Raw genomic sequence first — 21,653 nt, 5'->3', positions numbered from 1 at the left:
TGGGTCAGTTGACCGGGACGGCGTCGAAGACCGCGTGGTGCACGTGGACCGGGGCCGATCCTTCGAGGCGGTCGATCATCGCCTGGTAGCGGTCGAGGACGTGGGCCTGGCGCACCTCGTCGCGTGCCGAGGCGAAGGACTGGTGCGGGAAGTCGCCGCGGTGGGCGGTGAAGTAGGACCTGAGGGCGCTGTCCGAGGTGGTGATCGCCCGCGTCTCGGTCAGCCTCTCCCTGAGGGCGGCCGCGAGGTTGTTCAGGACGTAGGTGAAGTAGTTCGACTCGGTGCAGCGCACCGGGCCGTAGATGACCTGGTGGTCGGAGACAGCGACGTCGCCGTCCCGCACGGCGTGGCCCTGGCAGGCTTCGACGACATCGAGGCGGCCCGCTTCGCCTCACCGCCGCTGACCACCGTCGACCCGCAGCGCGAGTCGATCGCCCGCAGGGCCGTGTCGCTTCTGCGCTCCCGCATGGACGCGGAGGACTTCCGGAAGCTTCCCGGCCGCTGCGAGAGCGCCGACGTCGTCCTGCGGGTGCGCAGATCCTTTTCGGCGACCTCCGACACGCCTGTCGACTCGCCGACGTGACACCGCGTCACCACCGAGCGCTGGGTTCACGGCCGTCCGCCGGACCCGCGGCCCGGGCGCCGCGTCGTGTTCGTAACGGAAGCTCCCGGCGCGGGTGAGGCGTGTGCCGGTGGGTTCTTGGCCGGGGCGGGTGGCGGGAGTGTCCGCGGTCAGTGGGCGACGCCTACACCGCGGTTCACGGTCTCTTGGGCGTCGGTCATCGCCAGCATCGCGTGGGCCACGTCCGCGCGGGCTATGAAGCGGCCTTTGGGCGGGAAGCCGTCGATGACGGTCCGGTACCTGGTGGTGAGCGGGGTGTTCCGCAGGCGCGGCGGGCGTACGACCGTCCAGTCGGTGGCGCTGCGGGTCAGTTCGGACTCCATCTCGCGAAGGTCGGCGTAGACGTCCTTGAGGATGGTGGAGACGATGCGGCGCACGGCGCGGTCCAGGGGGCCGTCGGCCGCCGGCTCGGGGCCGACCGGAGCGGCGCTCGTGACCAGGAGACGCCGGGTGCCCTCTGCCTCCATCGCGCGCAGCACCGTACGCGTGAGCCGGGTCGCGACGCCGGCGTCCTTGCGGCTGCGGGGGCCGAGGCCGGACAGGACCGCGTCCCGGCCGGCCACCGCGGGGCGCACCGCCCGCGGGTCGCTCAGGTCGGCGTGGAACACCTCCAGGGCCTCGCTGGTGACGGTGAGTCCGCCGGGGTCGCGCACCACCGCTGTGACATGGTGTCCGGCGTCGAGTGCCTGTCGGACGATCTCCTGGCCGATGCCGCCTGTGGCACCGAAGACGGTGAGTTTCATGGCTTCTCCGGATTTCCTGAGCGGCAGGCGGCGCGGTTCCGAGGGGCCCCGAGTCAGCCGCGTATGCCGCTCGCGTTGAGGCAGGCGAGCAGGGTGCGGGCCTGGACGTTGACGTAGTGGTTGTGGCGGACCAGAGAGGTGAGCTGTTCGGGAGTGACCCACCGGTACCCGGAAGGCGGGACAAGGGGAGCCGATGCCTCGTCGGCCTCGATGATGAAGTAGCGGCTCTCGGCTTTGAGGAACCGGCCGCCCTCTTCCGAGTGCACGGCTTCGTAGCGGATTCGGGAAGGAGTCGACCTCGGCGCGTCCAGCACGTAGTCCAGGAACGGCGGTCGGTCCATGCTGGGCAGATGTGCGTGGACGGCAGGTGTGCACTGGACCGTGGGACCGAGTTCCACGGTGTCGAGGAAGCCTCCTTCGACGCGTGCGTGCACCAGGACATGGGGGACGCCGCCGAACCGCCGGACGAGGAAGGCCGTGATGCCGGTTCCCCGTGGTGCGAACAGCGGCTGCGTCCAGCCGGCGACCTCTCTGCTCTCCGCCTGTACGCGGACCGCCACGACGCTGAAGTAGAGGCCCTCCGCATGGTCGATGCTCGACTCGCTGCGGTTCCAGCCAGGCAGCCCGGCCAGGGGCAGGAGCTCGCTGTGGATGTCGTGCCGGGAACGTTCGACGGTGAACCAGGACAGCAGTTCGGTGTCCGAGTGCAGGGCGCCGGGCTGGTCGTCCGGGTACGGCGCGCAGGAGAGTACGGTGCGCGAGTCCATGTTGACGACGTTGTCCGCGTGCAGGAGTTCACCGATCTGGCCGAGGGTCAGCCAGCAGAAGTCGTCGTCGGGCGGGATCTCCTCCGAGGTCTCGACGATCATGTTCCGGTTGCTCTTGCGGAAGAACCAGGAGCCGTGCTCGGACTGGAGGACGTCGGCGACGATCCCGTCGGGATCCGGGTGGGTGAAATGCTCCAGGTACTTGACGGCCCCGCCCTTGTGGACCTTGGTGTAGTTGCTGCGGGTGGCCTGGACGGTCGGGGAGAGCTGCACCAGATTGGGGTTGCCCGGCTCCATCTTGGCCTGCATCAGGAAATGCAGTACTCCGTCGAACTCCTTGGCGAGGATGCCGAGAATACCGACTTCGGGCTGTTTGATGATGGGTTGGTGCCATTCCTGGTGCGGGCCCTCGGAGGTGACGACGCGCAGGCCCTCGACGGTGAAGAACCGGCCGCTGTCGTGTCCGAGATTGCCTGTGCCCTCGTCGAACGACCAGTTGTCGAGCCGGGCGAACGGGATGCGCTCGACCTTGAAGCGGTGGGACCGGCGACGCTCGTCGAGCCAGGCGCGGACATCCTCGGTGTGTGGCCCCACGCCCTGACGGGTGGCCGCCGAAAGGGCGATGCGGTGGGGCAGGTCGATGTCATGCCGAGGCCTCAGCCCGCGGTCGGGGGCGGTGCCGTCGTCCAGGAAGACGGCCGCGGTCCGCGCGGTCATGAGTGGTTCCCCACGAACTCGTTCACCGAGGAGGCGACGTAGTCGAGCATCTCCTCGGTCAGTGCCGGATACACCCCGACCCAGAAGGTCTGCTCGGTGATGATGTCACTGTTCGTCAGATCACCGATGATGCGATGTGGTTGGTTGAGGTAGGCCGGATGGCGTGTCAGGTTGCCGGCGAACAGCCGCCGGGTGCCGATCTTCCGGGTCTCCAGGAAGTCCACCAACTCCCCACGGCTGAAGGGTGCTTCGGGATCCACGGTCAGCGCGAACCCGAACCAGCTCGGGTCGCTGCGGTCGGTCGCCCTCGGCAGTATCAGGTGCGGTGTGCCCTCCAGGCCGTCACGCAGTCGGCGCCAGTTGCGACGCCGGGCCGCACAGAACGCGTCGAGCTTGTCCAGCTGGGTCAGGCCGAGGGCGGCCTGGATGTCGGTCGCCTTCAGGTTGTAACCGACGTGCGAGAAGATGTACTTGTGGTCGTAGCCCTCAGGCAGGGTGCCCATCTGGTACTTGAACCGCTTGAGGCACTTGTCGGTCTCGCCGGGCTCGCACCAGCAGTCCCGGCCCCAGTCGCGGAGTGACTCCATGATCCGCGCGAGCGCGATGTTCGAGGTCAGTACGCATCCGCCCTCGCCCATGGTCAGGTGGTGCGCCGGGTAGAAGCTGACGGTCGCGATGTCACCGAAGGTGCCGGTCAGCCGGCCGTCGTAGGTCGAACCGACCGCGTCGCAGTTGTCCTCGATCAGGAACAGGTCGTTGTCCGCGGCGAGTTGGGCGATCTCGGCAACCTCGAACGGGTTGCCCAGGGCGTGGGCGATCATGATGGCCCGGGTACGCGGACCGATCGCCTCGGCCACTCGGGCCGCTGTCGTGTTGTAGGTGCCGAGCTCGACATCGACGAAGACCGGAATCAGACCGTTCTGCAGGATCGGATTGACCGTCGTGGGGAAGCCTGCCGCGACCGTGATCACCTCGTCTCCCGCCCGCAGTCGGCGTTCCTCCAGCAGATGCGAGGTGAAGGCGGTCATGGCCAGGAGGTTCGCGGAGGAGCCGGAATTGGTGAGATGAGCCTTGCGGCGCCCCAGTTTGCGGGCGAACCGGGACTCGAACCTGCGTGAACTGGGACCTGCGGCTATCCGCATCTCCAGGGCGGCCTCGACCAGTGCGGTCCGGTCCTTTTCGTCGAGGACCGCGCCCGAGGGCCATATCTCGGTGCGGCCCGGGACGAAGGGCTCTCCCCCCTGGGCGTCCATGTGGTACTTCACGGTCTCGTCGAGAATCAGTTCCTTGTGGGTGTTCATGACGCGATCTCCCCTCGGCACTGCTGCCCGGTGTCCTTGCCCGAGTACTTCACGGCCTTCCACCAGGCCAGGTTGGAGCGGTACCAGTCGACGGTGTCGGCCAGGCCCCGTTCGAAGGAGACGCGGGGGCGGTGGCCGAGCTCTTCGCGGATCTTGGTCGAGTCGAGTGCGTAGCGCAGGTCGTGTCCCTTGCGGTCGGCCACCCGGCGGACGCGGGAGGTTTCCGCCCCGCACAGGTCGAGCAGCCGTTCGGTGACGTGGAGGTTCGTCTGCTCCTCGCCGCCGCCGATGTTGTAGACCTCGCCGGCTCCGCCCTTGTCGAGGACGAGGGCGATCGCGCCGCAGTGGTCGTCGACGTGCAGCCATTCGCGGACGTTGCGTCCGTCGCCGTACAGCGGCACGGGCAGGCCCTCGAGAAGGTTGGTGACGAAGAGCGGTATGAGCTTTTCGGGATGCTGGTAGGGGCCGTAGTTGTTCGAGCAGCGGGTGATCGACACGTTCAGCCCGTGTGTACGCCAGTAGGCGCGGGCGATCAGATCGGACGCTGCCTTGGACGCGGCGTACGGGGAGTTGGGAAGCAGTGGCCGCTCCTCGGTCCAGGCGCCCTCTGCGATGGATCCGTACACCTCGTCCGTGGAGATGTGGACGACCTTCCCCACCCCTGTGGAGAGACAGGCCTCCAGCAGGGTCTGAGTGCCGCCCACGTTCGTCCGTACGAACTCGGCACCCGAATCCACGGACCTGTCGACGTGCGACTCCGCCGCGAAGTGGACCACGGCGTCGTGCCCGGGGAGCAGTTCCCGCAGCAGAGGCCCGTCGCAGACGTCACCCCGCACGAACTCGAGGCGGGGATGGTGGGCCGGGAGGTTGTCCAGGTTGCCCGCGTAGGTCAGTTTGTCGAGCACGGTCACCCGGGTCGACTCGTGGCCCTCGTACACGCCGCTCAGGAGGTTGCGGACGAAGTGGGAACCGATGAACCCGGCGCCACCGGTGACCAGCAGCTTCTTCCCCGCGCTGCTCGGCGCCGCCATCAGGCTGCCACCCTGATCCGGGTGTGGTCGCCCACCACCAGGCTGTGGCAGTCGGCGCCGGCCATGCCGGTACCGATGACGGCGTTGCGGCCGATCAAGGAGTACCGAAGGCCGGGGCCGTGTGAGATCTCGGCGCCGTCCATCACGATGGAGTCCCGGACCCTGGTCGCCCGCAGAGTGCAGCCGGAGCCGATGGAGGTGTTCGGTCCGATGTGGCAGTCCTCCACGAGCGTGTCCGCTCCGATGACGACCGGGCCGTCGATGCGTGAGCGCACGATGCGGGCGCCCGCTCCGATGCGCACCCGGTCGCCGAGTTGGCTTGAGGGGTCCACCTCGCCCAGGTTCTCCGGGCGCAGATCGGCCAGCAGTCTCTCGTTGCAGTCCAGGATGTCCGTGGCCTGGCCGGCGTCCTTCCAGTAGCCGTGATACTCGTCGGCTGTGACCTTGGCGCCGTTGTCGACCAGCCACTGGATCGCGTCGGTGATCTCCAGTTCGCCGCGTGCGCTGGGCTTGATCGACGCGACGGCCTCGTGGATGGCCGGGGTGAAGAAGTAGACCCCGATCAGGGCGAGGTTGCTGCGGGGGGTGATGGGCTTCTCCACCAGCCGCGCGACGGTGCCGTCCGGCTCCAACTCCACGACACCGAAGGCCCGGGGGTCCGCCACCTCGTGGACGACGACCGCCGCGGCCGGGCGCCGCGACCGGAACCCGTCCGCGGCTTGGGCGATGCCCTCGGGGAGCATGTTGTCCCCGAGGTACATCACGAAGTCGTCGTCGCCCAGGAACGTGCGGGCGAGTGATACGCAGTGGGCCAGGCCCAGTGGCTGTTCCTGGGGGATGTACGTGACTCGTACACCCAGACGCGAACCGTCCTCCACGAACTCGGCGATCTCCGCCGCCCAGCTGCCCACGATGATTCCGACCTCGGTGACGCCCAGTTCCCTGATGTTTCCCAGAACGTGCTCGAGCACCGGTTTGTTGACGATGGGGATGAGCTGCTTGGGCATGGAGTGGCTGAAGGGACGTAGACGGGTTCCTGATCCACCTGATAACACCAGGGCTTTCACGGCATCCTCCTTGCGATGATCGGCGGAGAACGGGAGGCGATCAGCTCGCGGTCGGTGGCACGCCGACGCTGCCGTGCAGCAGATACCGCTTGCCGCCGATGCCCCGTACTCCCGGGGTGTCTTCCGTGAGCTTCGTGGTCGCCTGGGCGATGGGACTGGCGAGGAAGTCCAGGTGAGGCTGGTCCTCGGTGAATTCCGCGTAGTTGAGCACTCGACTGCCGTCCAGGCTGTAGTGGAAGTGCGCCGACAGCAGCCCCGGCGTCGCCTCGGTGAGCGGACCGTCGAGGAGTCGGTCGATGATGGTGCGCTGCGCGCCACGACCGTCGACGTCGAACATCGGCGCGACGATGCGCGTAGGCGTGCCGACGGTGTCGAACACGTTGCTCCGGTAGCGCTTGAACGCGATGGGGGCGCAGCGTTCGATGTCCGTGCCGTTCCTGCCGAGGCCGGACAGTGCCGCGGGCTGCCGGTACATGCGGCCGGAGTCGCGGTAGGCCTCCAGGCCGGTCCACTGTTCGTAGGTCCACACGTTCTCGCCCTCGGTACTCACATAGCAGGTCTGCGTGAGCAGACCCTCCGGCCGGCTGGTGGCCGCCCATTCGGCGACGACGGCATCGGCCACCGTGTGTTGGACGTCGGCGGTACCCACGTACAGCGGGGTCACCAGCACCAGCTCGGAGTCCGGGCGGTCGACGACAGGGAAGTTGGCCGGGGCCACAGCGTTCTCCTCTTGCTTCTGTTCTCGGGGTGTTTCCGTGTGCGGTGGGGTCGGGCTGTTCGGTGCGGGAGTCGCTCAGTGACTCCGGTGCCGACGGGTGCGGCTCTCCAGCTCCGGGATGATGTCCACGGGGCTCGGGATCCGGGTGAACTCCTGGTACAGGGCCTTGGTGGACTCCTTGAACGAGGGTTCGTCGAGCAGCCGCAGCAGTCCCTCACGCAGGGCCGACACGGTGGGCTTCTCGTCCTCGATGACCAGACCTGCTCCCTTGGCCGCCGTGTAGCGGGCGAAGTCCACGTACTCGGAACCGGTCTTGGGCACGAGGAGCTGCGGTACGCCGTGCACGATGGCGGCCGCCCAGGTCCCCGTCCCGCCGAGGTGGATGACCGCGTCACAGGTCGGGAACAGCTGGTTCAGCGGGGTGTAGTCCGTGAGGCGGACGTTCTCCGGGACGGCGTCGACGCCGGCCAGCTGGGCCGCGTTGAGCGTGGCGACCAGTTCGATGTCCAGCTCGGCGGCCATGGCGAAGACATCGCTGACGGAGATGCCGTTGTCCCCGAACAGGTCCCGTCCGCTGGTGCCCAGTGTCAGACAGACCCGGCGCGCCCCGGGAGCCCCGCGCAGCCAGTCGGGGACGGCGGTGGCGCCGTTGAAGGGCACGGGGCGCATCGCGAGGTAGTCCAGGTCCAGCGGCAGCCGCATGGTCTCGGGCCAGGGGTCGACGGTCCACTGGCCCACGATCAGGTCCTCCTCGAACTCGACGCCGTAACGGCTGAGTTGGGGACCCATCAACGCGGCCATGAGATCAGGTTCGGAGGCGCCACGGCTGCGCCGGCCCTGGGTGTACTGGTCACGCAGCCAGCCGAAGCGGTCCAGGCCCCAGAGCAGTCGCGCGTGGGCGGCACCACAGGCTCGTGCGGCGACGGGGGAGGGGAAGAACAGCGGGTCCCAGACGACGAGGTCCGGCTGCCAGTCCTGGGCGAACCGGACCATCTCGTCCGTGACGCCCGCGGACTCGGTGGTCGCGGGGTAGTAGAACGCGTACGACGCCACGACGTAGTTTCGGATCATGGACCAGGTGTTGGTGTCGTCGGGAGACACGCCCGTTGTCCGGGCGATGCCTTCCAGCGTCTCGTTGGCGAAGGTGTCCTGGACCGCGGCGGCCAGGTCGATCTGCCCGTCGAGCGGAACCGCGGTCAGACCCGCTCCGGTGATGGCGGCGACGGTGCCCGGGTGATCGTGCGTCACCACCCGCACCTGGTGTCCCGCGCTCTGCAGGGCCGTGGCCAGGGGGACCAGCGCCATCACATGGGAGGTGACGGGTAAGACGGTGAACATGACGCGCATGCTGCGACTCCTTCACGATGCCTGAGTGTGGAGGTGTGACGAGGGCTGTCAGCCGGCCTCGACGCCGTCCGGTGCGGCCTGAGAGAGCGGCATGTCCTGCTCCTCGCCCGGCCGGCCGGTGTTGCGCAGCAGGACCGCGATCACCGCGGCCAGCACCAGTACCGTGACGCCGCAGACGAGGGAGACGACATGGAGGCTGTCGAGGAACGCGTCTCGCGCGGTGCTCAGCAGGCCGGCGCTGTCCTGTCCCGACAGCCCGTCCGCAGCCTGTACCGCGCCGCCGAGGGACTCCTGGGCGTCCTGTGACGTACGGGCCGGAATCCCGGTCAGATCGCTGTCCGTCATTCCGGCCCGGTAGACGCTGGTGCCCACGCTGCCGAGCAGGGCCAGCCCCAGAGCACCGCCGAGTTCGTTCGCGGTCGAGGTGACCGCGGAGGCCGCTCCGGCCCGCTCCGGGGGAGCGGCGCTGACCGCCATGTCCGTGCCGAACACGCCCATGGCGGACAGCCCGACGAACATCACCACGGTGCCGGCCACCAGCAGGGCCAGATGGGACACCTGGACCTGCGTGATGAGGGCGAAGCCGACCGCCGCCACCACGAGACCGAACGCCATGACGTAGGCCGGGCGGATTCTCCGGGACACGGAGGGGACCAGGAGAACCACGGGGATGCCCGCGATGGTCATCGGCAGTGTCCACAGGCCCGCTTCCAGGGGTGAACTGCCGTGCACGAGCTGGAGATACTGGGCGGCGAAGAAGTTGAGGCCCATCATGACGCCGGTGTTCACGAGCAGAGCGACGATGGCGACGTTGAACCGGATACTGCTGAACAGACCCAGGTCGAGCAGCGGGTTGGCGGAGCCGCGCTGCCGGTGGACGAAGGCCCACCCGAGGAGTACGCCGCCGACCGCGATGGCCACGGAGAGCGGGGTCACTCCGTGTCCGGCGATCTGCTTCACCCCGTAGACCACGGACAGCACGCTTCCCAGCGACAGCAGCACGCTGACGGGATCCAGGGGGCCCGCCGCATCGGTGCGGTACTCGGGAAGCAACTTCGGTCCGAGCAGCAACAGCAGCAGCATGACCGGCACGCCCATGAGGAGGACCGAGCCCCACCAGAAGAAGTTCAGCAGCGCTCCTCCGACCAGGGGACCCAGGGCCGCTCCGGCCATGAAACTGGTCATCCAGACGCCGATGGCACGCGATCGCTCGACGTCGTCGAGGAACATGTTGCGGATGAGCGCCATGGTGGAGGGCATCAGTGTCGCACCGGCGATGCCCAACAGCCCGCGGGTCGCGATCAGCATGGCCGCGCTGTCGGACATCGCGGCCAGCACGGAGGCCACACCGAAGACGGCGGCGCCGTACAGCATCAGGCGACGCCGGCCGATGCGGTCTCCGAGAGAACCTGCCGCGACGAGACAGCCGGCGATCATGAAGCCGTAGATGTCCACGATCCACAACAGCTGGGTACTGCTCGGGTGCAGGTCCTCGGTCAGGCCCGGGACAGTCAGGTGCAGGACTGTCAGGTCCATGGAGACGAGCAGGGTCGGCAAGGCGAGAATGGCGAGCCCTGCCCATTCCCTCCGGCCCGCCTTGGGTGGAGCGACCACGACTGAGTACCTCTTTCTCTTCCAGCGTTTTCGGTTGGTGCGATGCCGTCCATGGGGACGGCGGTGTTCACGGCAGCAGCAAGCGCGAGCCGACGTTCTGCGGGCTCGTCAGAGCCTGGGCGCGGACCTTGTCGACCAGGGCGGCCTGGGCGATGACGGACTCGCCCTCCAGGCCGGACGGCACGCCCTGTCGTACGCGGGCCACGAAGGCGGAGACGACGTTGGCGAACTGGTCCTCGGGCGGCAGGGTGATCTCCTCGACGCGGTCCTGCTGCTCGATCCGGATGAGGGGGGCGTGTGTCGGCGGCGGGGTGTAGGCCCAGCGGACGGAGATCCGTCCGTGGCTGCCCCACAGCGCGTACTGCGAGCGGTAGGAGTGCTCCATGCCGAACGTCAGGTGCGCGGCGACTCCGTCGGGGGAGCCGATCAGCGCCGACCCTCCGAGGTCCACCCCGCGCTCCTGGTCGAAGTGGAGCCACGCGCCGAGCACGTCGAGCTCGCCCGGGAGATACATGAGGGCCGTACGAATCGGATAGACGCCGATGTCGGTCAGCGCACCGCCGCCCACGTCCGGCAGGTAACGGATGTCGTCGGTGGACTTGGCCGGGAACGCGAACTCGGCGGTGAGGTGACGCAGGCTGCCGATGGCACCCTCGGCCACCTTCGCCCGGACGAAAGCATGCTGACTGTGCGTCAGGAACATGAAGCTCTCCAGCAACACCAGGTCGCGTGCTGCCGCCAGTGCGACGAGCCCCTCGGCGTCCTTCCGGGTCGCGGCCAGAGGCTTCTCCGACAGGACGTGCTTGCCGGCCCGCAGGGCCCGCTCGATCCACTCCGCGTGCAGGAGTGCGGGGAGTGGCACGTACACCGCGTCGATGTCGGAGCGTTCGAGCAGTCGGTCGTACCCCTCGACCGGTTCGCCACCGAAGCGGTCGGTGAACGAGCGGGCCTTGGCCTCCCGCCTGCTGGCGATGGCGGTCACTTCCGTGTCGGGATCGGCCACGAGCGCGGGCAGCATGCGGCGCGCGGCGATCGCGGCACAGCCGATGACGCCCATGCGTAACGGTTTCGCGGTCATGTGACGTCCTTCGCGTTCGGTGGCCGTGTTCGAGCTCCGGCCCGGTCTCGTGCAGCTGATATTGACCCAACCAATATTGGTCGCTCCAATATTGGTTGGGTCAACGATAGGTCTTCATGTTGGTCGATGCAATATAGAGGCGTAGAATCGTCCCCATGAAGATGTCGGGACGGTTGGCGCAGCTGGATGTCTGGCTCCTGTCCGGCGCCGCTCAACAGGCAAAACGTCTGCTGTGCGATGAGTTGGACCGGACGGGACTGCGCATGCAGCACTACCGGGTCATGGCCGGCCTGGCAGAACTGGGCGAGTGCACTCAGGCGGAGTTGGGCCGCGCGCTTGAGCTGGATGCCGGGAACCTGGTCGCTCTGCTCGGCGACCTGGAGCGGGAGAACGCTGTCACGCGTGAGCCCGATCCGGCCAACCGGCGCAGGAACCTCGTCCGTTGCACCCCGCAGGGGCGCCGGCTGTTCCGTCGGATGGACGAGGCGGTCGGCCGGGCCGACGAAACCATGTTCGCGTCCTTCAGTGCTGAGGAGCGCGACCAGTTCCACATGCTGCTCGCCCGTCTCGTCACGGAACCCGGCTGAGTGATGGCTTCGTCGTCTCGGCCCGGTCGGTCGTCTCATGGTGCGTGCACCAGCCGTGCCGCGGTGCATTCCTCCAGGAACCCCAGTGCGCGCAGGTGATATGACCGGGCGGCCCAGCCCAGGCTGATGTTGTGTCCGGCCGAGGGCTGCTGTTCGACGGCGACCTTCGTGCCGGTGAAAAGCTCGGTCATGGCGGCCAGGTCGGCGGCGTCGTGCCGCCACCATCTCTCGTGCTCGGCGAAGGTGAGGCGCACCGGGACACGGATTCGCGCGGCGAGCCCGGCGAACTGTTCGGGCCAGTCGGCCATCTCCCGCGCCTCGGACTCGGGCATCGGTGCGACCAGCGACTCGGCCAGCCGGAAGGTGCCCGGCGGATACATTCCGAGCGGTCCCCAGTGCAGCGGTCCGTTCCAGCGACCGCCGGAGGTGGGCAGGCGGTTGAGGTCCACCGCGGGGCGATGGCCGATGCCCGATACGTCCACGCCGATGAGGGCGGGGCCGCAGACCCCCTCGGCCGCCGCGCGCAACGCGAGCTTGCCGCCGTAGGAGTGCGCGACGAGGAAGAAGCCCGCCCCCGTCCGGTGCTCGTCGGCGAAGGCCGCGAGTGCGGCACCGAGTGTCGCGGACTGCGCGGCCAGGCTCTGGCCGCGCGGCAGTCGGTCGGCGGAGGCCCCGTATCCGGGGCGGTCGAGGGCCAGCACGGTGTAGCCGAGCCGGGCGCCGAGGTCGAGCAGGGACAGACTGGGATGTGCCCGGCCGTGGAAGTAGCCCGCCCGCATCCCGCCGCCGTGCACAGCGACGACCACCGCGTGCGGCGGGGCGTGCTGCGGTTCGACGAGCAGCGCGGACAACGGGATGCCCGCACCGTCCAGGGTGATCCGGCGGACGTCGGGGCGTGCGGGGAGCGTCTTCGCGTCGTCGGGCACGGATTGGTCGAGTGTCGGGGGACCGGTCATCGGGACCTCGGCTTCTACGGGCGGCTCAGTCCAGTCCGCGATGGATGTGGGGTTCGTCGTGGATCAGGTCCTCGTCCTCGCCGGCCAGCAGGGGAGCGGGAACGGTGTCTGCCGGCTCGTGGGGGGTGTGGGGTCCGAGCGGCTCGGCCGGGCGGTCGGTGATCACGTCGAGTGCCTCCGGTTCCGGGGCGTGCGGTCGGTCCGGCCGACGGTGTCGGACGGCGGGCTACGATGGGTGACATGTCTGACTCGCCAGTACTGGCCAGGGAGTTGACGGTCGGCGAGGTGTCGGGGCGCAGCGGTGTGCCCGCCTCCACCCTGCGTTACTACGACCGCGAAGGACTGATCCACAGCCGCCGTACCAGCGGTAATCAGCGGCGCTACCCCCGCGACACACTCCGTCGTGTCGCCTTCATTCGCGCCTCGCAGCGAGTCGGGATCCCACTCGCCGACATCCGGGACGCCTTGGGGCTCCTCCCCGAGGGACGCACCCCCACGGAAGAGGACTGGGGCCAGGTGTCCGAGCAGTGGCGCGCCGAACTCACCCGCCGCATCAGCCTGTTGCTGCGCCTGCAGAACAAACTCACGGACTGTATCGGCTGCGGCTGTCTCTCCCTGGACCGATGCGCCCTGGTCAACCCCTGTGACGTCCTCGGGGGAGCGGGGCCGGGCGCCGGCGGACTCCAGATCTAGGCCGCGCGGGCTCGGGGCCGCACGGAGCCGGTCAGCCGCCGTACGGGCGCTTTTCGCGTGCCTCGCGCAGGGCGAGTCCCCACCAGACGAGCTGATCGAACAGAGTTGCGGCCGCGGTGGCCGCGGGTGTCGGGTCCGTCAACGCGCCGGTCTCGTCGAACTGTCCCCAGCAGTTGTGGAAGCTGACCACGTCGCGGACGGTCACGGCGTGCAACTCCGCGAATACCGGGCGAAGTTGCTCAACCGACCGCAGGCCGCCGGACAGGCCGCCGTACGAGACGAAGCCGACCGGCTTGGCCTCCCACTCCGATCGGTGCCAGTCGATCAGGTTCTTGAGCGAGGCCGGGAAACTGTGGTTGTACTCCGGAGTCACCACGATGAAGGCGTCCGCGTCCGCCAGTCGTGGAGACACCTTCGACAACGCGTGGCGTACCTCGTCGTCGGGGTTGTGGGACAGCTCGTACGGCAGCGCGTGGTCGGCGATGTCGATCGGATCGACCTGTAGGTCGGATCGCTCCTTGGCGAGCGAGGTGATCCAGTTGGCGACGGTCGGACCGAACCGGCCCTCCCGCACGCTGCTGTTGATCAGGGCGAGACGAAGAGGCGTGGCGGGCATGGGTCTCCTTGTGGGTGGGCGGGGGGTGTGTCCCACCGGCTACTCAAACGATCGAACTTGAAGTGGGGTTCAAGTCAAGCCCGTTCCTCAGGTGGCCTCTCGAACCCCGGGTCGGGTCTCCCCGCGCCAACTGCGCGGTCCCCGATGTCCCGGGGCACGTTCCGGGCGTCTCCAGGTGGCGGCACGGTGGTGGCGGCCCGTCCCGGGAGGGGTCGCGGCATCGGGCCGGGCGAACAGCACCGTGACGAGTGCTGCCATCTCCTCGGGGGTGACACGGCCCCTGGTCACGCGGACGAGGGAGGGATCGGCGGTGGAGGTCGTCATTTCCGCGTCCGTCACTGTGGGGGATTGCCGTGCTTGCGGGAGGGCAGTTCAGCATGCTTGTCCCGCAGCATGGCGAGGGAACCGATCAGGATCCGGCGGGTCTGTACGGGGTCGATGACGTCGTCGACCAGGCCGCGCTCCGCCGCGTAGTAGGGGTGCATCAGCTGGGTCCGGTACTCCTTGATCTTCTGTTGGCGCACGGTCTCCGGGTCGTCCGCCTCGCTGATGTCCCGACGGAAGATGACGTTCGCGGCGCCCTCGGCACCCATCACGGCGATCTCGTTGCCCGGCCAGGCGAAGGCCAGGTCTGCCCCGATGGAGCGGGAGTCCATCACGATGTAGGCCCCTCCGTAGGCCTTGCGCAGGACCACCGAGACGCGGGGCACGGTGGCGTTGCAGTAGGCGTACAGCAGCTTGGCGCCGCGTCGGATGATGCCGTCGTGCTCCTGGTCGATGCCGGGCAGGAAGCCGGGCACATCCACCAGGGTGACCAGCGGGATGTTGAACGCGTCGCAGAACTGCACGAACCTGGCGGCCTTTTCGCTGGCTCGGATGTCCAGCACTCCCGCGTAGGCGGCCGGCTGGTTGGCGACGACGCCGACGACCTCGCCGCCGAGCCGGGCCAGCGCGCACACGACGTTGGCCGCCCACGCGGCGTGGATCTCGAAGTACTCGCCGTCGTCGACGATCTCCTCGATGACCCCGCGCATGTCGTAGCTCCGGCAGGGATCCTCGGGGACGAGGTCGAGCAGTGGCCCGTTGCTGCGGTCGGGAGGGTCCTGAGACGGTACGGACGGCGGCAGTTCGCGATTGTGGGACGGCAGCAGGGAGAGCAGGAAGCGCACGTCCCCCAGGCAGCTCTCCTCGTCGTCATAGGCGAAGTGGCACACGCCGGAGTCCATCGCGTGGACGTCCGCGCCGCCGAGGCCGTTCTGGCTGATCTTCTCGCCGGTGACCGCCTGGACGACGTCCGGGCCGGTGATGAACATCTGGGAGGTCCCGCGGACCATGAACACGAAGTCGGTGAGGGCCGGACTGTAGGCCGCGCCGCCGGCGCACGGGCCGAGCATCACGCTGATCTGCGGGATGACCCCGGACGCCTTGGTGTTGCGCTGGAAGATGCCGCCGTACCCGGCGAGCGCGCTGACGCCCTCCTGGATACGGGCGCCGGCGCCGTCGTTGAGCGACACCAGCGGGGCTCCGGCCGCGATGGCCATGTCCATGATCTTGTGGATCTTCGTGGCGTGGGCCTCGCCCAGCGCGCCGCCGAAGACGCGGAAGTCATGAGCGTAGACGAAGACCGTACGGCCGTGGACAGTGCCCCAGCCGGTGATCACACCGTCGGCATAGGGCCTTTTGGTCTCCAGGCCGAAGCCGGTGGCACGGTGCCGACGAAGCGCTTCGACCTCGTGGAACGAGTTGTCGTCAAGGAGCAAGGAGATCCGCTCGTGGGCGGTCAGTTTGCCCTTGCCGTGCTGGCGTTCGGTGGCGGACGGGTCGGTTCCGTGCCGGGCCTCGTGCTTGATCAGGCTCAGCTCGTCCACCCGCTCGCGCAGGTTCCGGTCCACGGGTCGGGCCGACGTCGTATCAGCAGCGGGCATGTCTGTCCTCACTTCCTGAGGGGGGAGTCGGGGTGGTGGCCGCGAGGGAGACCGCACAGCCCCACGGCCAGTCCCGCGGCACCGACAGCGCTGATGAGCCACAGGGCAGGACGGTCGTCGGAGGCGCCGGTGGCGAGCGCGGCGGTCAGGGCGACGACCAGAGCGGCCGACAACTGTACGGCGGTCTGGTAGAGGGCGACCGCCTGGGCCCGGTCGCTCACGGAGATTCCCTGGGTGGCCTGCATGTTCAGCGCGGCGAAGCCCAGGACGAAGCCCGCGCCGACCAGCAGCATCGTCGGCAGGACTCCGGTGGCGTACGGTGACCGCGCCGGCGCCTCCAGGTACAGCAGACAGCCGACGAGCGGCCCGAGCGCGCCTGCGGCGATCAGCCTGGCGGTGCCGAAGCGGCTGACGAGGCGCCCGGAGAACAGCGCGGTCACCGCCAGCGGGGCACTCGCCGGCAGGAAGGCGAGTGCCGTCCGCAGCGGCGACCAGCCCTGGTCGGTCTGCAGTCGTACGGTGGCCACGAGCAGGAGCCCGAGGTACGAGCCGTTGAGAGCGGCGGCGCCGAGCATCGAGCGGACGAGCGTGCCGCTACGCAGGACACCGGTACGGAACAGCGGCAGGCGCGAAGTCCGTTCGACCGTGCCGAACGCCGCTGCCAGGAGCGCGGCGAGGACGAAGGCACCGAGCGTGCGGGGACCGACCCAGCCGTGTGCCGGGACTTCGGTGATTCCGTACACCAGGGCCAGCACGGCGCCCGCGAAGGTGCTCGCGCCGGCGATGTCGAAGTGCCGGGTGGTGCTCGTGGGCAGAGCCCGGGGGATGAGACGCAGACCGAACGCGGCCAGCACCAGGACCACCGGGGCGGGAAACAACAGTGTCCAGCGCCAACTGAACCCGGTCAGGAAGCCGGACAGCAGGAGCCCTGCGGTGAATCCGCCGGCGCCGAAGAGGGCGTACACCGACACAGCCCGGTCGCGGTCACGGCCCGCGGGGAAGGTGGAGGCGATGATCGCGAGCCCGGTCGGCGCGGTGAGGGCGGCGCAGAATCCCTTGACGAAACGGGTGGCGATCAGCACCGAGGGTTCGCTCGTCAGGCCGCCGATGACGGAGGCCACGGCGAAGCCGGTCATCGCGGCCAGGTACACCCGGCGCCGGCCGAGCAGTTCCACGACGCGGCCACCGAACAGCATCAATCCGCCGAAGCCGAGAGCGAAACCACTGACCAGCCACTGCGACATGGTCAACGGCATGTCGAGTTCCCGGCCGATCGACGGCAGTGCCACGATCACCACGGACACCTCAAGAGCGTCGACGAGCATGTTGCCGGCCAGCACCAGCAGCAGCCCCCACAGCCGAGGACTCCACCGCCTGGACGGTACGGCGGCAGGGTGGCCGCGTGCGTTCGTTGAGGGCGAGGGCTCCATCATCCTGCTTCCGGTTCGGTGGGGAGGACGGGAAGGGGAGGGGGACACGGCCTCGGTGCCGCATCAGCCCAGCAGCGTGCCACCGGTCGCGTCGATGAAGGCGCCGGTGATCCAGCGGGCGTCGTCGGAGGCGAGGAAGGCCACGACGTCGGCAACGTCCTGCGGCTCGCCGACCCGGCCGAACGCCGACAACCGCGCCATCTGCTCGACGGCCTCGGGGATGTCGAAGACGGGGCTGCCGTTGCGGGTGATGCCGGGCGCGACGCTGTTGACGGTGATGCCTCGCGGGGCCAGGTACTTGGCGAAGTGCAGCGACAACTGCTCGACGGCGCCCTTGGTCATCGCGTAGGCGATCTCTTCGGGGTTGGCGAAACGTGTCAGCCCGGAAGAGATGTTGACCACGCGACCACCGCGGGTGAGGTTCGCGAGTGCCCGCTGGATGATGAAGAACGGCGCCCGGGCATTGACGGCGAACAGCCGGTCGAACTGATCGGGTGCCATGTCTTCGGCCGACACCCCGCCCATCACACCGGCGTTGTTGACCAGGATGTCCAGTTCGGTCGAACCGGTACGTTCCTTCAGCCCCTCCTCCAGCCCCAGGAAGAGCTGGTGGACATCGCCGGGTACGCCCAGTTCGGCCTGGACCGCGAAGGCCCGTCCGCCGTCCTTCTCGATCGCGGCGACGACCTCGTCGGCCGCCTCGCGACCGGTGGCGCAGTGCACGGCGACCAGGGCTCCCTCGCGTGCCAGCCGTACCGCGATGGCCCGTCCGATGCCTCGGCTGGATCCGGTGACGAGCGCGGTCCTGCCTGTGAGCCTGCTCATGTGGTCTCTCCGATCGGTTGTTGCCGGCAGGGCGTCGTGAACCCCGCGCGGGACAGCGGTGTGCGTGGTGTTGGGCGGAGTGGGTTCGCCGAACCAGCGGCGTAGGGCTGTGACCAGCGGTGCCGGGCCGGCGGGGCCGGCCGAGGCGACCCAGATGACATGGCCGTCGGGGCGCACCAGCACGGCGTCGGCCGCGGGCAGGTCGCCGCCGGGTGCCGGCGTTCCCGCCACGACGTCCACACGGTCCGCCCAGGGGAGGGCGGTTCGGCGCAGCTGAGCGTGATGCTTCTCATCGCCGTACAGATCGATCAGGACGCCGCGCCCGGGGTTCGGCTTGTACGTGTGGATCAGGCGGGCTCCCAGGAGAGGATGCCCGCTCGCGTCGACGTCGTAGCGGATGTCCAGACCGGAGATCATTCCGGCCAGGTGGCGTCGGACGGGTTCGTGGCGGACGAGCTCGCCGATGACCACCCGCAGTGGGTCCACCTCGGGGCCGCCGAGCAGCAGTGTCGCCTGAGCCCCGATGTTGCCCAGGGTCCGTGCGCCGACCGCGTGCCGCTCGGTGTGATAGCTGTCGAGCAGCCCGTCGGGCGCCCGGCCGGTGACCTGCAGGGCCAGCTTCCAGCCCAGGTTGACGGCGTCCTGGAGGCCGAGGTTGAGGGCCTGGCCGCCGATGGGCAACTGCTGGTGCGCGGCGTCGCCGGCGAACAGCACCCGGCCGTGTCGATAGTCGGCCAGCTGACGGGACGCGTCGCCGAAGGAGTTCACCCACAAGGGGGTGCCGTGGGAGATGTCCTCGCCGGTGACGCGTCGCCAGGCGTCGCGGATGTCGGCGAACTCCGGGTCGCCGGTGCGTTGTCCGGCGGGTCTGCCGAACTCGTGCACCATCACCCGGGTGATGCCCTGGGGATTGCGGGCCGCGATGGCCAGGCCCCGCTCCAGACGCTGGAAGCGCCGGGCCGGGATCTCGATGCCGTCGACGTCCGCCCGGATCAGTTCCCGCTCCGCGTCCCGCCCGGGGAACGCGGCGCCGGACAGCCGGCGTACGGTGCTGTGCTCGCCGTCGCAGCCGACGACGTACTGTGCTCCGATCCGGACCGGACCGTCGGGGCCGGACGCCTCCGCCTCCATGTGATCCCGGCGTTCCCGCAGACCGGTCAGTTCATGACCGCGGCGCAGTCGGGCGCCCAGGGACAGGGCCCATTCCCGCAGGACCGCCTCGGTGCGCGCCTGGGGCGCCTTCCACTGGCCGGGGTACGGGCCGGGCAGCGTCAGGTCCAGTGGAATGCCGCCGAAATGCCCCATGACGTCGCCCGGGAGTTCCCCGAATCGATGCAGCAGTGTCCGGCTTTCGAAGATCTCCATGGTGCGGGCGTGCAGGGTCGACGCCCGTGACTCGGTGGTCGGTTCGGTCCGGCGCTCCAACAACACCACGTTCGCGCCGCCGAGCCGCAGTTCTCCGGCGAGCATCAGCCCGACGGGGCCCGCTCCGACGATGACGACGTCGCTGTCCAGGGCGTTCACGGTCAGCGCTTGTTCTCGGCGTGGTCCCTGGCGTGGCCCAGGGTGGCGCGGCTGTTGCTGCTCAGCGCGTCGCGTACGTACTCGCGAGCGTCTGCGACGGTCGCTCGGGGGCCCAGGATGTCGGTGATGGTGGCGGCGTTGAGCACCACGGTGTGCTGTGAGGAGGCGGTGACGCCGTCCTCGTCCTCCGTGAAGGTCCAGTAGCCGGTGTGCAGGGTCATCAGCGCGGGCAGGGTGACCTGCTTGTACACGATCTTCTGATGCGGGAAGGCCACCCGGTAGGACTTGGTGGTGTGCACCGACCCGTCCTTCGCGCGGGTGTCCATCTCCAGGATCTGCAGTCCGGGGGTGTCCTCGGTGAGGCGGACGGAGGCCACATGCGGCAGCCGCACCTCCCACAGTCCGGCCTCGTTGACGAAGTCGAAGGCGTCTTTGGCGGCACCCTCGATCCGTACGCTGTCCTCGAAGGAGAAGGCCAGTTCCTCGGAGGCGTGGGCCAGTTCGACGTTGGTCTTCAGCGCGTCCAGTTCCGAGCGAGAATTGCGGTCGACGGCCTCGTCGATCCACTTCAGGCCGTCGGGGTCGTCGTCGATCGCCCGGTAGTCGTGCAGCAGGCGGACCCGGGACGCGGTCTCGGACAGCGGCTCGATGATCCAGGCGCCGCCCATCGCGGCGACCGGCGGAGCGGAGACCTCCTGGCGGAAGGTGATCCGCAGCCTCTCCGCGTCCAGGGTCCGGCGTGACGTCCAGTTCTTCGCCTCACCGTTGGCGGTGGCCCAGATCCGGATGCGCTCCTCGCCCTCTCCGAGCTCCACACGGTCGACGTAGATGGTGGGTGGGAAGATCCGCGGCCAGTTCTCCACCTCGGCGATCAGCCGGTAGACGGCGGCGGCCGGGGCCTCGACGCGGATCTCGTGCTCGACCTCGCGAAGTTCCTGCTGAGCCATGCTGTTCTCCTCATTTCCGGAGGGGGAAGGGCACTCAGAAGTTGCCGAGGCCGCCGCAGACGTTGAGCGCCTGCGCGGTGATGGAAGCCGCGACGTCGGATGCCAGATAGCCGACCAGTCCGGCTACCTCGTCCGGGGTGGAGTAGCGGCCGAGCGGGATCTTCGCGGAGAACTTCTCCATGATCGCGGCCTCGGTGGTGTCGTAGGCGGCCGCGTAACCCTGGCGCACCCGTTGGGCCATGGGCGTCTCGACATAGCCGGGGCACACCGCGTTGACAGTGATGCCGGTCGGCGCCAGTTCGTTGCCCAGCGCCTTGGTGAAGCCGACGACGCCGTGCTTGGAAGCCGAGTAGGGGGCGCCGAGCACCACACCCTGCTTTCCGGCCGTCGAGGCGATGTTGATGATGCGTCCGCGGTCCTTGTGGCGCATGCCGCCCGAGTTGAGTACCTCGTGGGTCAGCCTGAAGACGCTGTTGAGATTGGTGTCGATGACGTCCTGCCACAGGTCGTACTCGATGTCGGCGGTGACCCCGCCACCGCTGCGGCCCGCGTTGTTGACCAGTACGTCGACCGTGCCGAACCGGTCGACGGCGGCTTGCACGAAGCTCCGTACGTCGTGCGCCGAACGGACGTCGAGGACGGTGCCGTCGACGTCCAGGCCCTCCGCGCGCAACTCCTTGACGGTGGCGGCGACGTTGTCGGCGTTACGGGCACCGATGAACACCCGATGGCCCTGGCCGGCCAGCAGACGGGCCACGGACAAGCCGATACCGCTGGTCGCACCGGAGACGAGGGCGACCCTGGCGTGCTGCTTGGACATGCTCTCTCCTTCTGTTCCCGCTCGCGGCTGCGTGTACATGTCGTGTTCGTGCGGTCAGGCCGCAGCCGAGGGAGCCAGGCGCGTGTTGACGGCGTCGATGAGGTCCCGAGGCGTCAGGGTGTTGGTCAGCTCGACCTCGTCGAGGGTGATGTCGTACTCGCGCTCGATACGGCTGCCGGTCTCCAGCAGCGCCAGCGACTCGTAGCCCAGGTCCTCCAGCCTGAGGTCGAGGATGTCGGCGTCCAGATCCACGCTCTCGTCGGCGCCGGCGCCCTCCAGGAGGATGCGCTTGAGATCTTCGAGGGTGAACTGCTTGCTCATGCTG

At 68.9% G+C, this 21,653-nt stretch carries 23 protein-coding genes; 3 read left to right on the top strand and 20 right to left on the bottom strand.

The annotated features are described in order from the left end of the window. Positions 1–4 precede the first annotated feature (4 nt). A complete protein-coding gene (locus QA861_RS44730) occupies positions 5–343 on the bottom strand; it encodes a hypothetical protein (protein ID WP_334594685.1) in 339 nt (112 codons plus the stop codon). Between QA861_RS44730 and QA861_RS44725 the strand changes: the two genes are divergently transcribed. After that, entirely contained in the window at positions 311–583 is a 273-nt protein-coding gene (locus tag QA861_RS44725) for a substrate-binding domain-containing protein (RefSeq protein ID WP_334594684.1), read from the top strand. The genes QA861_RS44730 and QA861_RS44725 overlap by 33 nt on opposite strands. Before the next feature lie 149 nt (positions 584–732). On the opposite strand, the gene QA861_RS44720 is transcribed toward QA861_RS44725, so the two are convergent. The 9 genes from QA861_RS44720 to QA861_RS44680 form a co-directional block, all read right to left on the bottom strand. Further along, positions 733–1,365, bottom strand: coding sequence for an NAD(P)-dependent oxidoreductase (locus QA861_RS44720; protein WP_334594683.1), 633 nt, complete (start codon positions 1,363–1,365; stop codon positions 733–735). 53 nt (positions 1,366–1,418) lie between these two features. Further along, the gene (locus tag QA861_RS44715; RefSeq protein ID WP_334594682.1) at positions 1,419–2,849 is read right to left on the bottom strand and encodes an NDP-hexose 2,3-dehydratase family protein; all 1,431 of its coding nucleotides are present in this window, start codon (positions 2,847–2,849) and stop codon (positions 1,419–1,421) included. Next, on the bottom strand, positions 2,846–4,150 hold the full coding sequence (gene rfbH / locus QA861_RS44710) for a lipopolysaccharide biosynthesis protein RfbH (RefSeq protein ID WP_334594681.1): 1,305 nt from the start codon (positions 4,148–4,150) through the stop codon (positions 2,846–2,848). Before rfbH ends, QA861_RS44715 begins: the two co-directional genes overlap by 4 nt. Next, entirely contained in the window at positions 4,147–5,181 is a 1,035-nt protein-coding gene (rfbB, locus tag QA861_RS44705) for a dTDP-glucose 4,6-dehydratase (RefSeq protein WP_334594680.1), read from the bottom strand. Before rfbB ends, rfbH begins: the two co-directional genes overlap by 4 nt. After that, positions 5,181–6,248, bottom strand: coding sequence for a glucose-1-phosphate thymidylyltransferase (locus QA861_RS44700; RefSeq protein WP_334594679.1), 1,068 nt, complete (start codon positions 6,246–6,248; stop codon positions 5,181–5,183). Before QA861_RS44700 ends, rfbB begins: the two co-directional genes overlap by 1 nt. Positions 6,249–6,288: 40 nt before the next feature. After that, positions 6,289–6,966, bottom strand: a complete 678-nt coding sequence (locus QA861_RS44695; RefSeq protein WP_334594678.1) for a monooxygenase — start codon at positions 6,964–6,966, stop codon at positions 6,289–6,291. 75 nt (positions 6,967–7,041) lie between these two features. Continuing rightward, the gene (locus tag QA861_RS44690; protein WP_334594677.1) at positions 7,042–8,313 is read right to left on the bottom strand and encodes a nucleotide disphospho-sugar-binding domain-containing protein; all 1,272 of its coding nucleotides are present in this window, start codon (positions 8,311–8,313) and stop codon (positions 7,042–7,044) included. A gap of 48 nt (positions 8,314–8,361) precedes the next feature. Continuing rightward, the gene (locus tag QA861_RS44685) at positions 8,362–9,927 is read right to left on the bottom strand and encodes an MFS transporter (protein ID WP_334594676.1); all 1,566 of its coding nucleotides are present in this window, start codon (positions 9,925–9,927) and stop codon (positions 8,362–8,364) included. Positions 9,928–9,994: 67 nt separating this feature from the next. Continuing rightward, positions 9,995–11,005, bottom strand: a complete 1,011-nt coding sequence (locus QA861_RS44680) for a Gfo/Idh/MocA family protein (RefSeq protein ID WP_334594675.1) — start codon at positions 11,003–11,005, stop codon at positions 9,995–9,997. A gap of 155 nt (positions 11,006–11,160) precedes the next feature. Between QA861_RS44680 and QA861_RS44675 the strand changes: the two genes are divergently transcribed. Beyond that, complete coding sequence (locus tag QA861_RS44675) at positions 11,161–11,592, top strand: MarR family winged helix-turn-helix transcriptional regulator (RefSeq protein WP_334594674.1); 432 nt, start codon at positions 11,161–11,163, stop codon at positions 11,590–11,592. Positions 11,593–11,627: 35 nt separating this feature from the next. Here QA861_RS44675 and QA861_RS44670 read toward each other — a convergent pair whose 3' ends face one another. Together QA861_RS44670 and QA861_RS44665 are read right to left on the bottom strand one after the other, a co-directional pair. Beyond that, a complete protein-coding gene (locus QA861_RS44670; RefSeq protein ID WP_334594673.1) occupies positions 11,628–12,548 on the bottom strand; it encodes an alpha/beta hydrolase in 921 nt (306 codons plus the stop codon). 25 nt (positions 12,549–12,573) lie between these two features. Next, positions 12,574–12,714, bottom strand: a complete 141-nt coding sequence (locus QA861_RS44665; RefSeq protein ID WP_334594672.1) for a hypothetical protein — start codon at positions 12,712–12,714, stop codon at positions 12,574–12,576. 74 nt (positions 12,715–12,788) lie between these two features. On the opposite strand from QA861_RS44665, the gene soxR reads away from it, so the two are divergent. Then, positions 12,789–13,241, top strand: a complete 453-nt coding sequence (soxR, locus tag QA861_RS44660) for a redox-sensitive transcriptional activator SoxR (protein WP_334594671.1) — start codon at positions 12,789–12,791, stop codon at positions 13,239–13,241. 31 nt (positions 13,242–13,272) lie between these two features. Here soxR and QA861_RS44655 read toward each other — a convergent pair whose 3' ends face one another. The 8 genes from QA861_RS44655 to QA861_RS44620 all read right to left on the bottom strand — a co-directional run bounded on the left by QA861_RS44655 (position 13,273) and on the right by QA861_RS44620 (position 21,649). Then, positions 13,273–13,857, bottom strand: coding sequence for an NADPH-dependent FMN reductase (locus tag QA861_RS44655; protein ID WP_334594670.1), 585 nt, complete (start codon positions 13,855–13,857; stop codon positions 13,273–13,275). 87 nt (positions 13,858–13,944) lie between these two features. Further along, positions 13,945–14,181 carry an acyl-CoA carboxylase subunit epsilon gene (locus QA861_RS44650; protein WP_334594669.1) on the bottom strand — a complete coding sequence of 79 codons (237 nt, stop codon included), beginning with the start codon at positions 14,179–14,181 and terminating at the stop codon, positions 13,945–13,947. A gap of 11 nt (positions 14,182–14,192) precedes the next feature. After that, complete coding sequence (locus tag QA861_RS44645; RefSeq protein ID WP_334594668.1) at positions 14,193–15,782, bottom strand: acyl-CoA carboxylase subunit beta; 1,590 nt, start codon at positions 15,780–15,782, stop codon at positions 14,193–14,195. Between the two features lie 8 nt (positions 15,783–15,790). After that, positions 15,791–17,215, bottom strand: coding sequence for an MFS transporter (locus QA861_RS44640; protein ID WP_334594667.1), 1,425 nt, complete (start codon positions 17,213–17,215; stop codon positions 15,791–15,793). Positions 17,216–17,275: 60 nt separating this feature from the next. Next, on the bottom strand, positions 17,276–19,561 hold the full coding sequence (locus QA861_RS44635) for an SDR family oxidoreductase (protein ID WP_334594666.1): 2,286 nt from the start codon (positions 19,559–19,561) through the stop codon (positions 17,276–17,278). Positions 19,562–19,563: 2 nt separating this feature from the next. Then, positions 19,564–20,508, bottom strand: coding sequence for an aromatase/cyclase (locus QA861_RS44630; protein ID WP_334594665.1), 945 nt, complete (start codon positions 20,506–20,508; stop codon positions 19,564–19,566). A gap of 34 nt (positions 20,509–20,542) precedes the next feature. Continuing rightward, complete coding sequence (gene fabG, locus QA861_RS44625; protein WP_334594664.1) at positions 20,543–21,328, bottom strand: 3-oxoacyl-ACP reductase FabG; 786 nt, start codon at positions 21,326–21,328, stop codon at positions 20,543–20,545. Between the two features lie 54 nt (positions 21,329–21,382). Continuing rightward, positions 21,383–21,649: an acyl carrier protein gene (locus QA861_RS44620; RefSeq protein ID WP_334594663.1), complete on the bottom strand. Its 267-nt coding sequence runs from the start codon at positions 21,647–21,649 to the stop codon at positions 21,383–21,385. Positions 21,650–21,653: the final 4 nt, after the last annotated feature.

This window comes from Streptomyces sp. B21-083 (assembly GCF_036898825.1).
Classification (GTDB): domain Bacteria; phylum Actinomycetota; class Actinomycetes; order Streptomycetales; family Streptomycetaceae; genus Streptomyces.
Note: the sequence above shows the minus strand (reverse complement) of the source record. Positions and strands in the feature narration are given on the sequence as shown.

What these genes read in the sequence shown, in the direction of transcription:
- QA861_RS44720 (WP_334594683.1), bottom strand. Translation starts at nt 1,365, where the DNA reads ATGAAACTCACCGTCTTCGGTGCCACAGGCGGCATCGGCCAGGAGATC.
- QA861_RS44715 (WP_334594682.1), bottom strand. Translation starts at nt 2,849, where the DNA reads ATGACCGCGCGGACCGCGGCCGTCTTCCTGGACGACGGCACCGCCCCC.
- rfbH (WP_334594681.1), bottom strand. Translation starts at nt 4,150, where the DNA reads ATGAACACCCACAAGGAACTGATTCTCGACGAGACCGTGAAGTACCAC.
- rfbB (WP_334594680.1), bottom strand. Translation starts at nt 5,181, where the DNA reads ATGGCGGCGCCGAGCAGCGCGGGGAAGAAGCTGCTGGTCACCGGTGGC.
- QA861_RS44690 (WP_334594677.1), bottom strand. Translation starts at nt 8,313, where the DNA reads ATGCGCGTCATGTTCACCGTCTTACCCGTCACCTCCCATGTGATGGCG.
- QA861_RS44680 (WP_334594675.1), bottom strand. Translation starts at nt 11,005, where the DNA reads ATGACCGCGAAACCGTTACGCATGGGCGTCATCGGCTGTGCCGCGATC.
- QA861_RS44675 (WP_334594674.1), top strand. Translation starts at nt 11,161, where the DNA reads ATGAAGATGTCGGGACGGTTGGCGCAGCTGGATGTCTGGCTCCTGTCC.
- QA861_RS44670 (WP_334594673.1), bottom strand. Translation starts at nt 12,548, where the DNA reads ATGACCGGTCCCCCGACACTCGACCAATCCGTGCCCGACGACGCGAAG.
- soxR (WP_334594671.1), top strand. Translation starts at nt 12,789, where the DNA reads ATGTCTGACTCGCCAGTACTGGCCAGGGAGTTGACGGTCGGCGAGGTG.
- QA861_RS44655 (WP_334594670.1), bottom strand. Translation starts at nt 13,857, where the DNA reads ATGCCCGCCACGCCTCTTCGTCTCGCCCTGATCAACAGCAGCGTGCGG.
- QA861_RS44650 (WP_334594669.1), bottom strand. Translation starts at nt 14,181, where the DNA reads ATGACGACCTCCACCGCCGATCCCTCCCTCGTCCGCGTGACCAGGGGC.
- QA861_RS44645 (WP_334594668.1), bottom strand. Translation starts at nt 15,782, where the DNA reads ATGCCCGCTGCTGATACGACGTCGGCCCGACCCGTGGACCGGAACCTG.
- QA861_RS44640 (WP_334594667.1), bottom strand. Translation starts at nt 17,215, where the DNA reads ATGATGGAGCCCTCGCCCTCAACGAACGCACGCGGCCACCCTGCCGCC.
- QA861_RS44630 (WP_334594665.1), bottom strand. Translation starts at nt 20,508, where the DNA reads ATGGCTCAGCAGGAACTTCGCGAGGTCGAGCACGAGATCCGCGTCGAG.
- fabG (WP_334594664.1), bottom strand. Translation starts at nt 21,328, where the DNA reads ATGTCCAAGCAGCACGCCAGGGTCGCCCTCGTCTCCGGTGCGACCAGC.
- QA861_RS44620 (WP_334594663.1), bottom strand. Translation starts at nt 21,649, where the DNA reads ATGAGCAAGCAGTTCACCCTCGAAGATCTCAAGCGCATCCTCCTGGAG.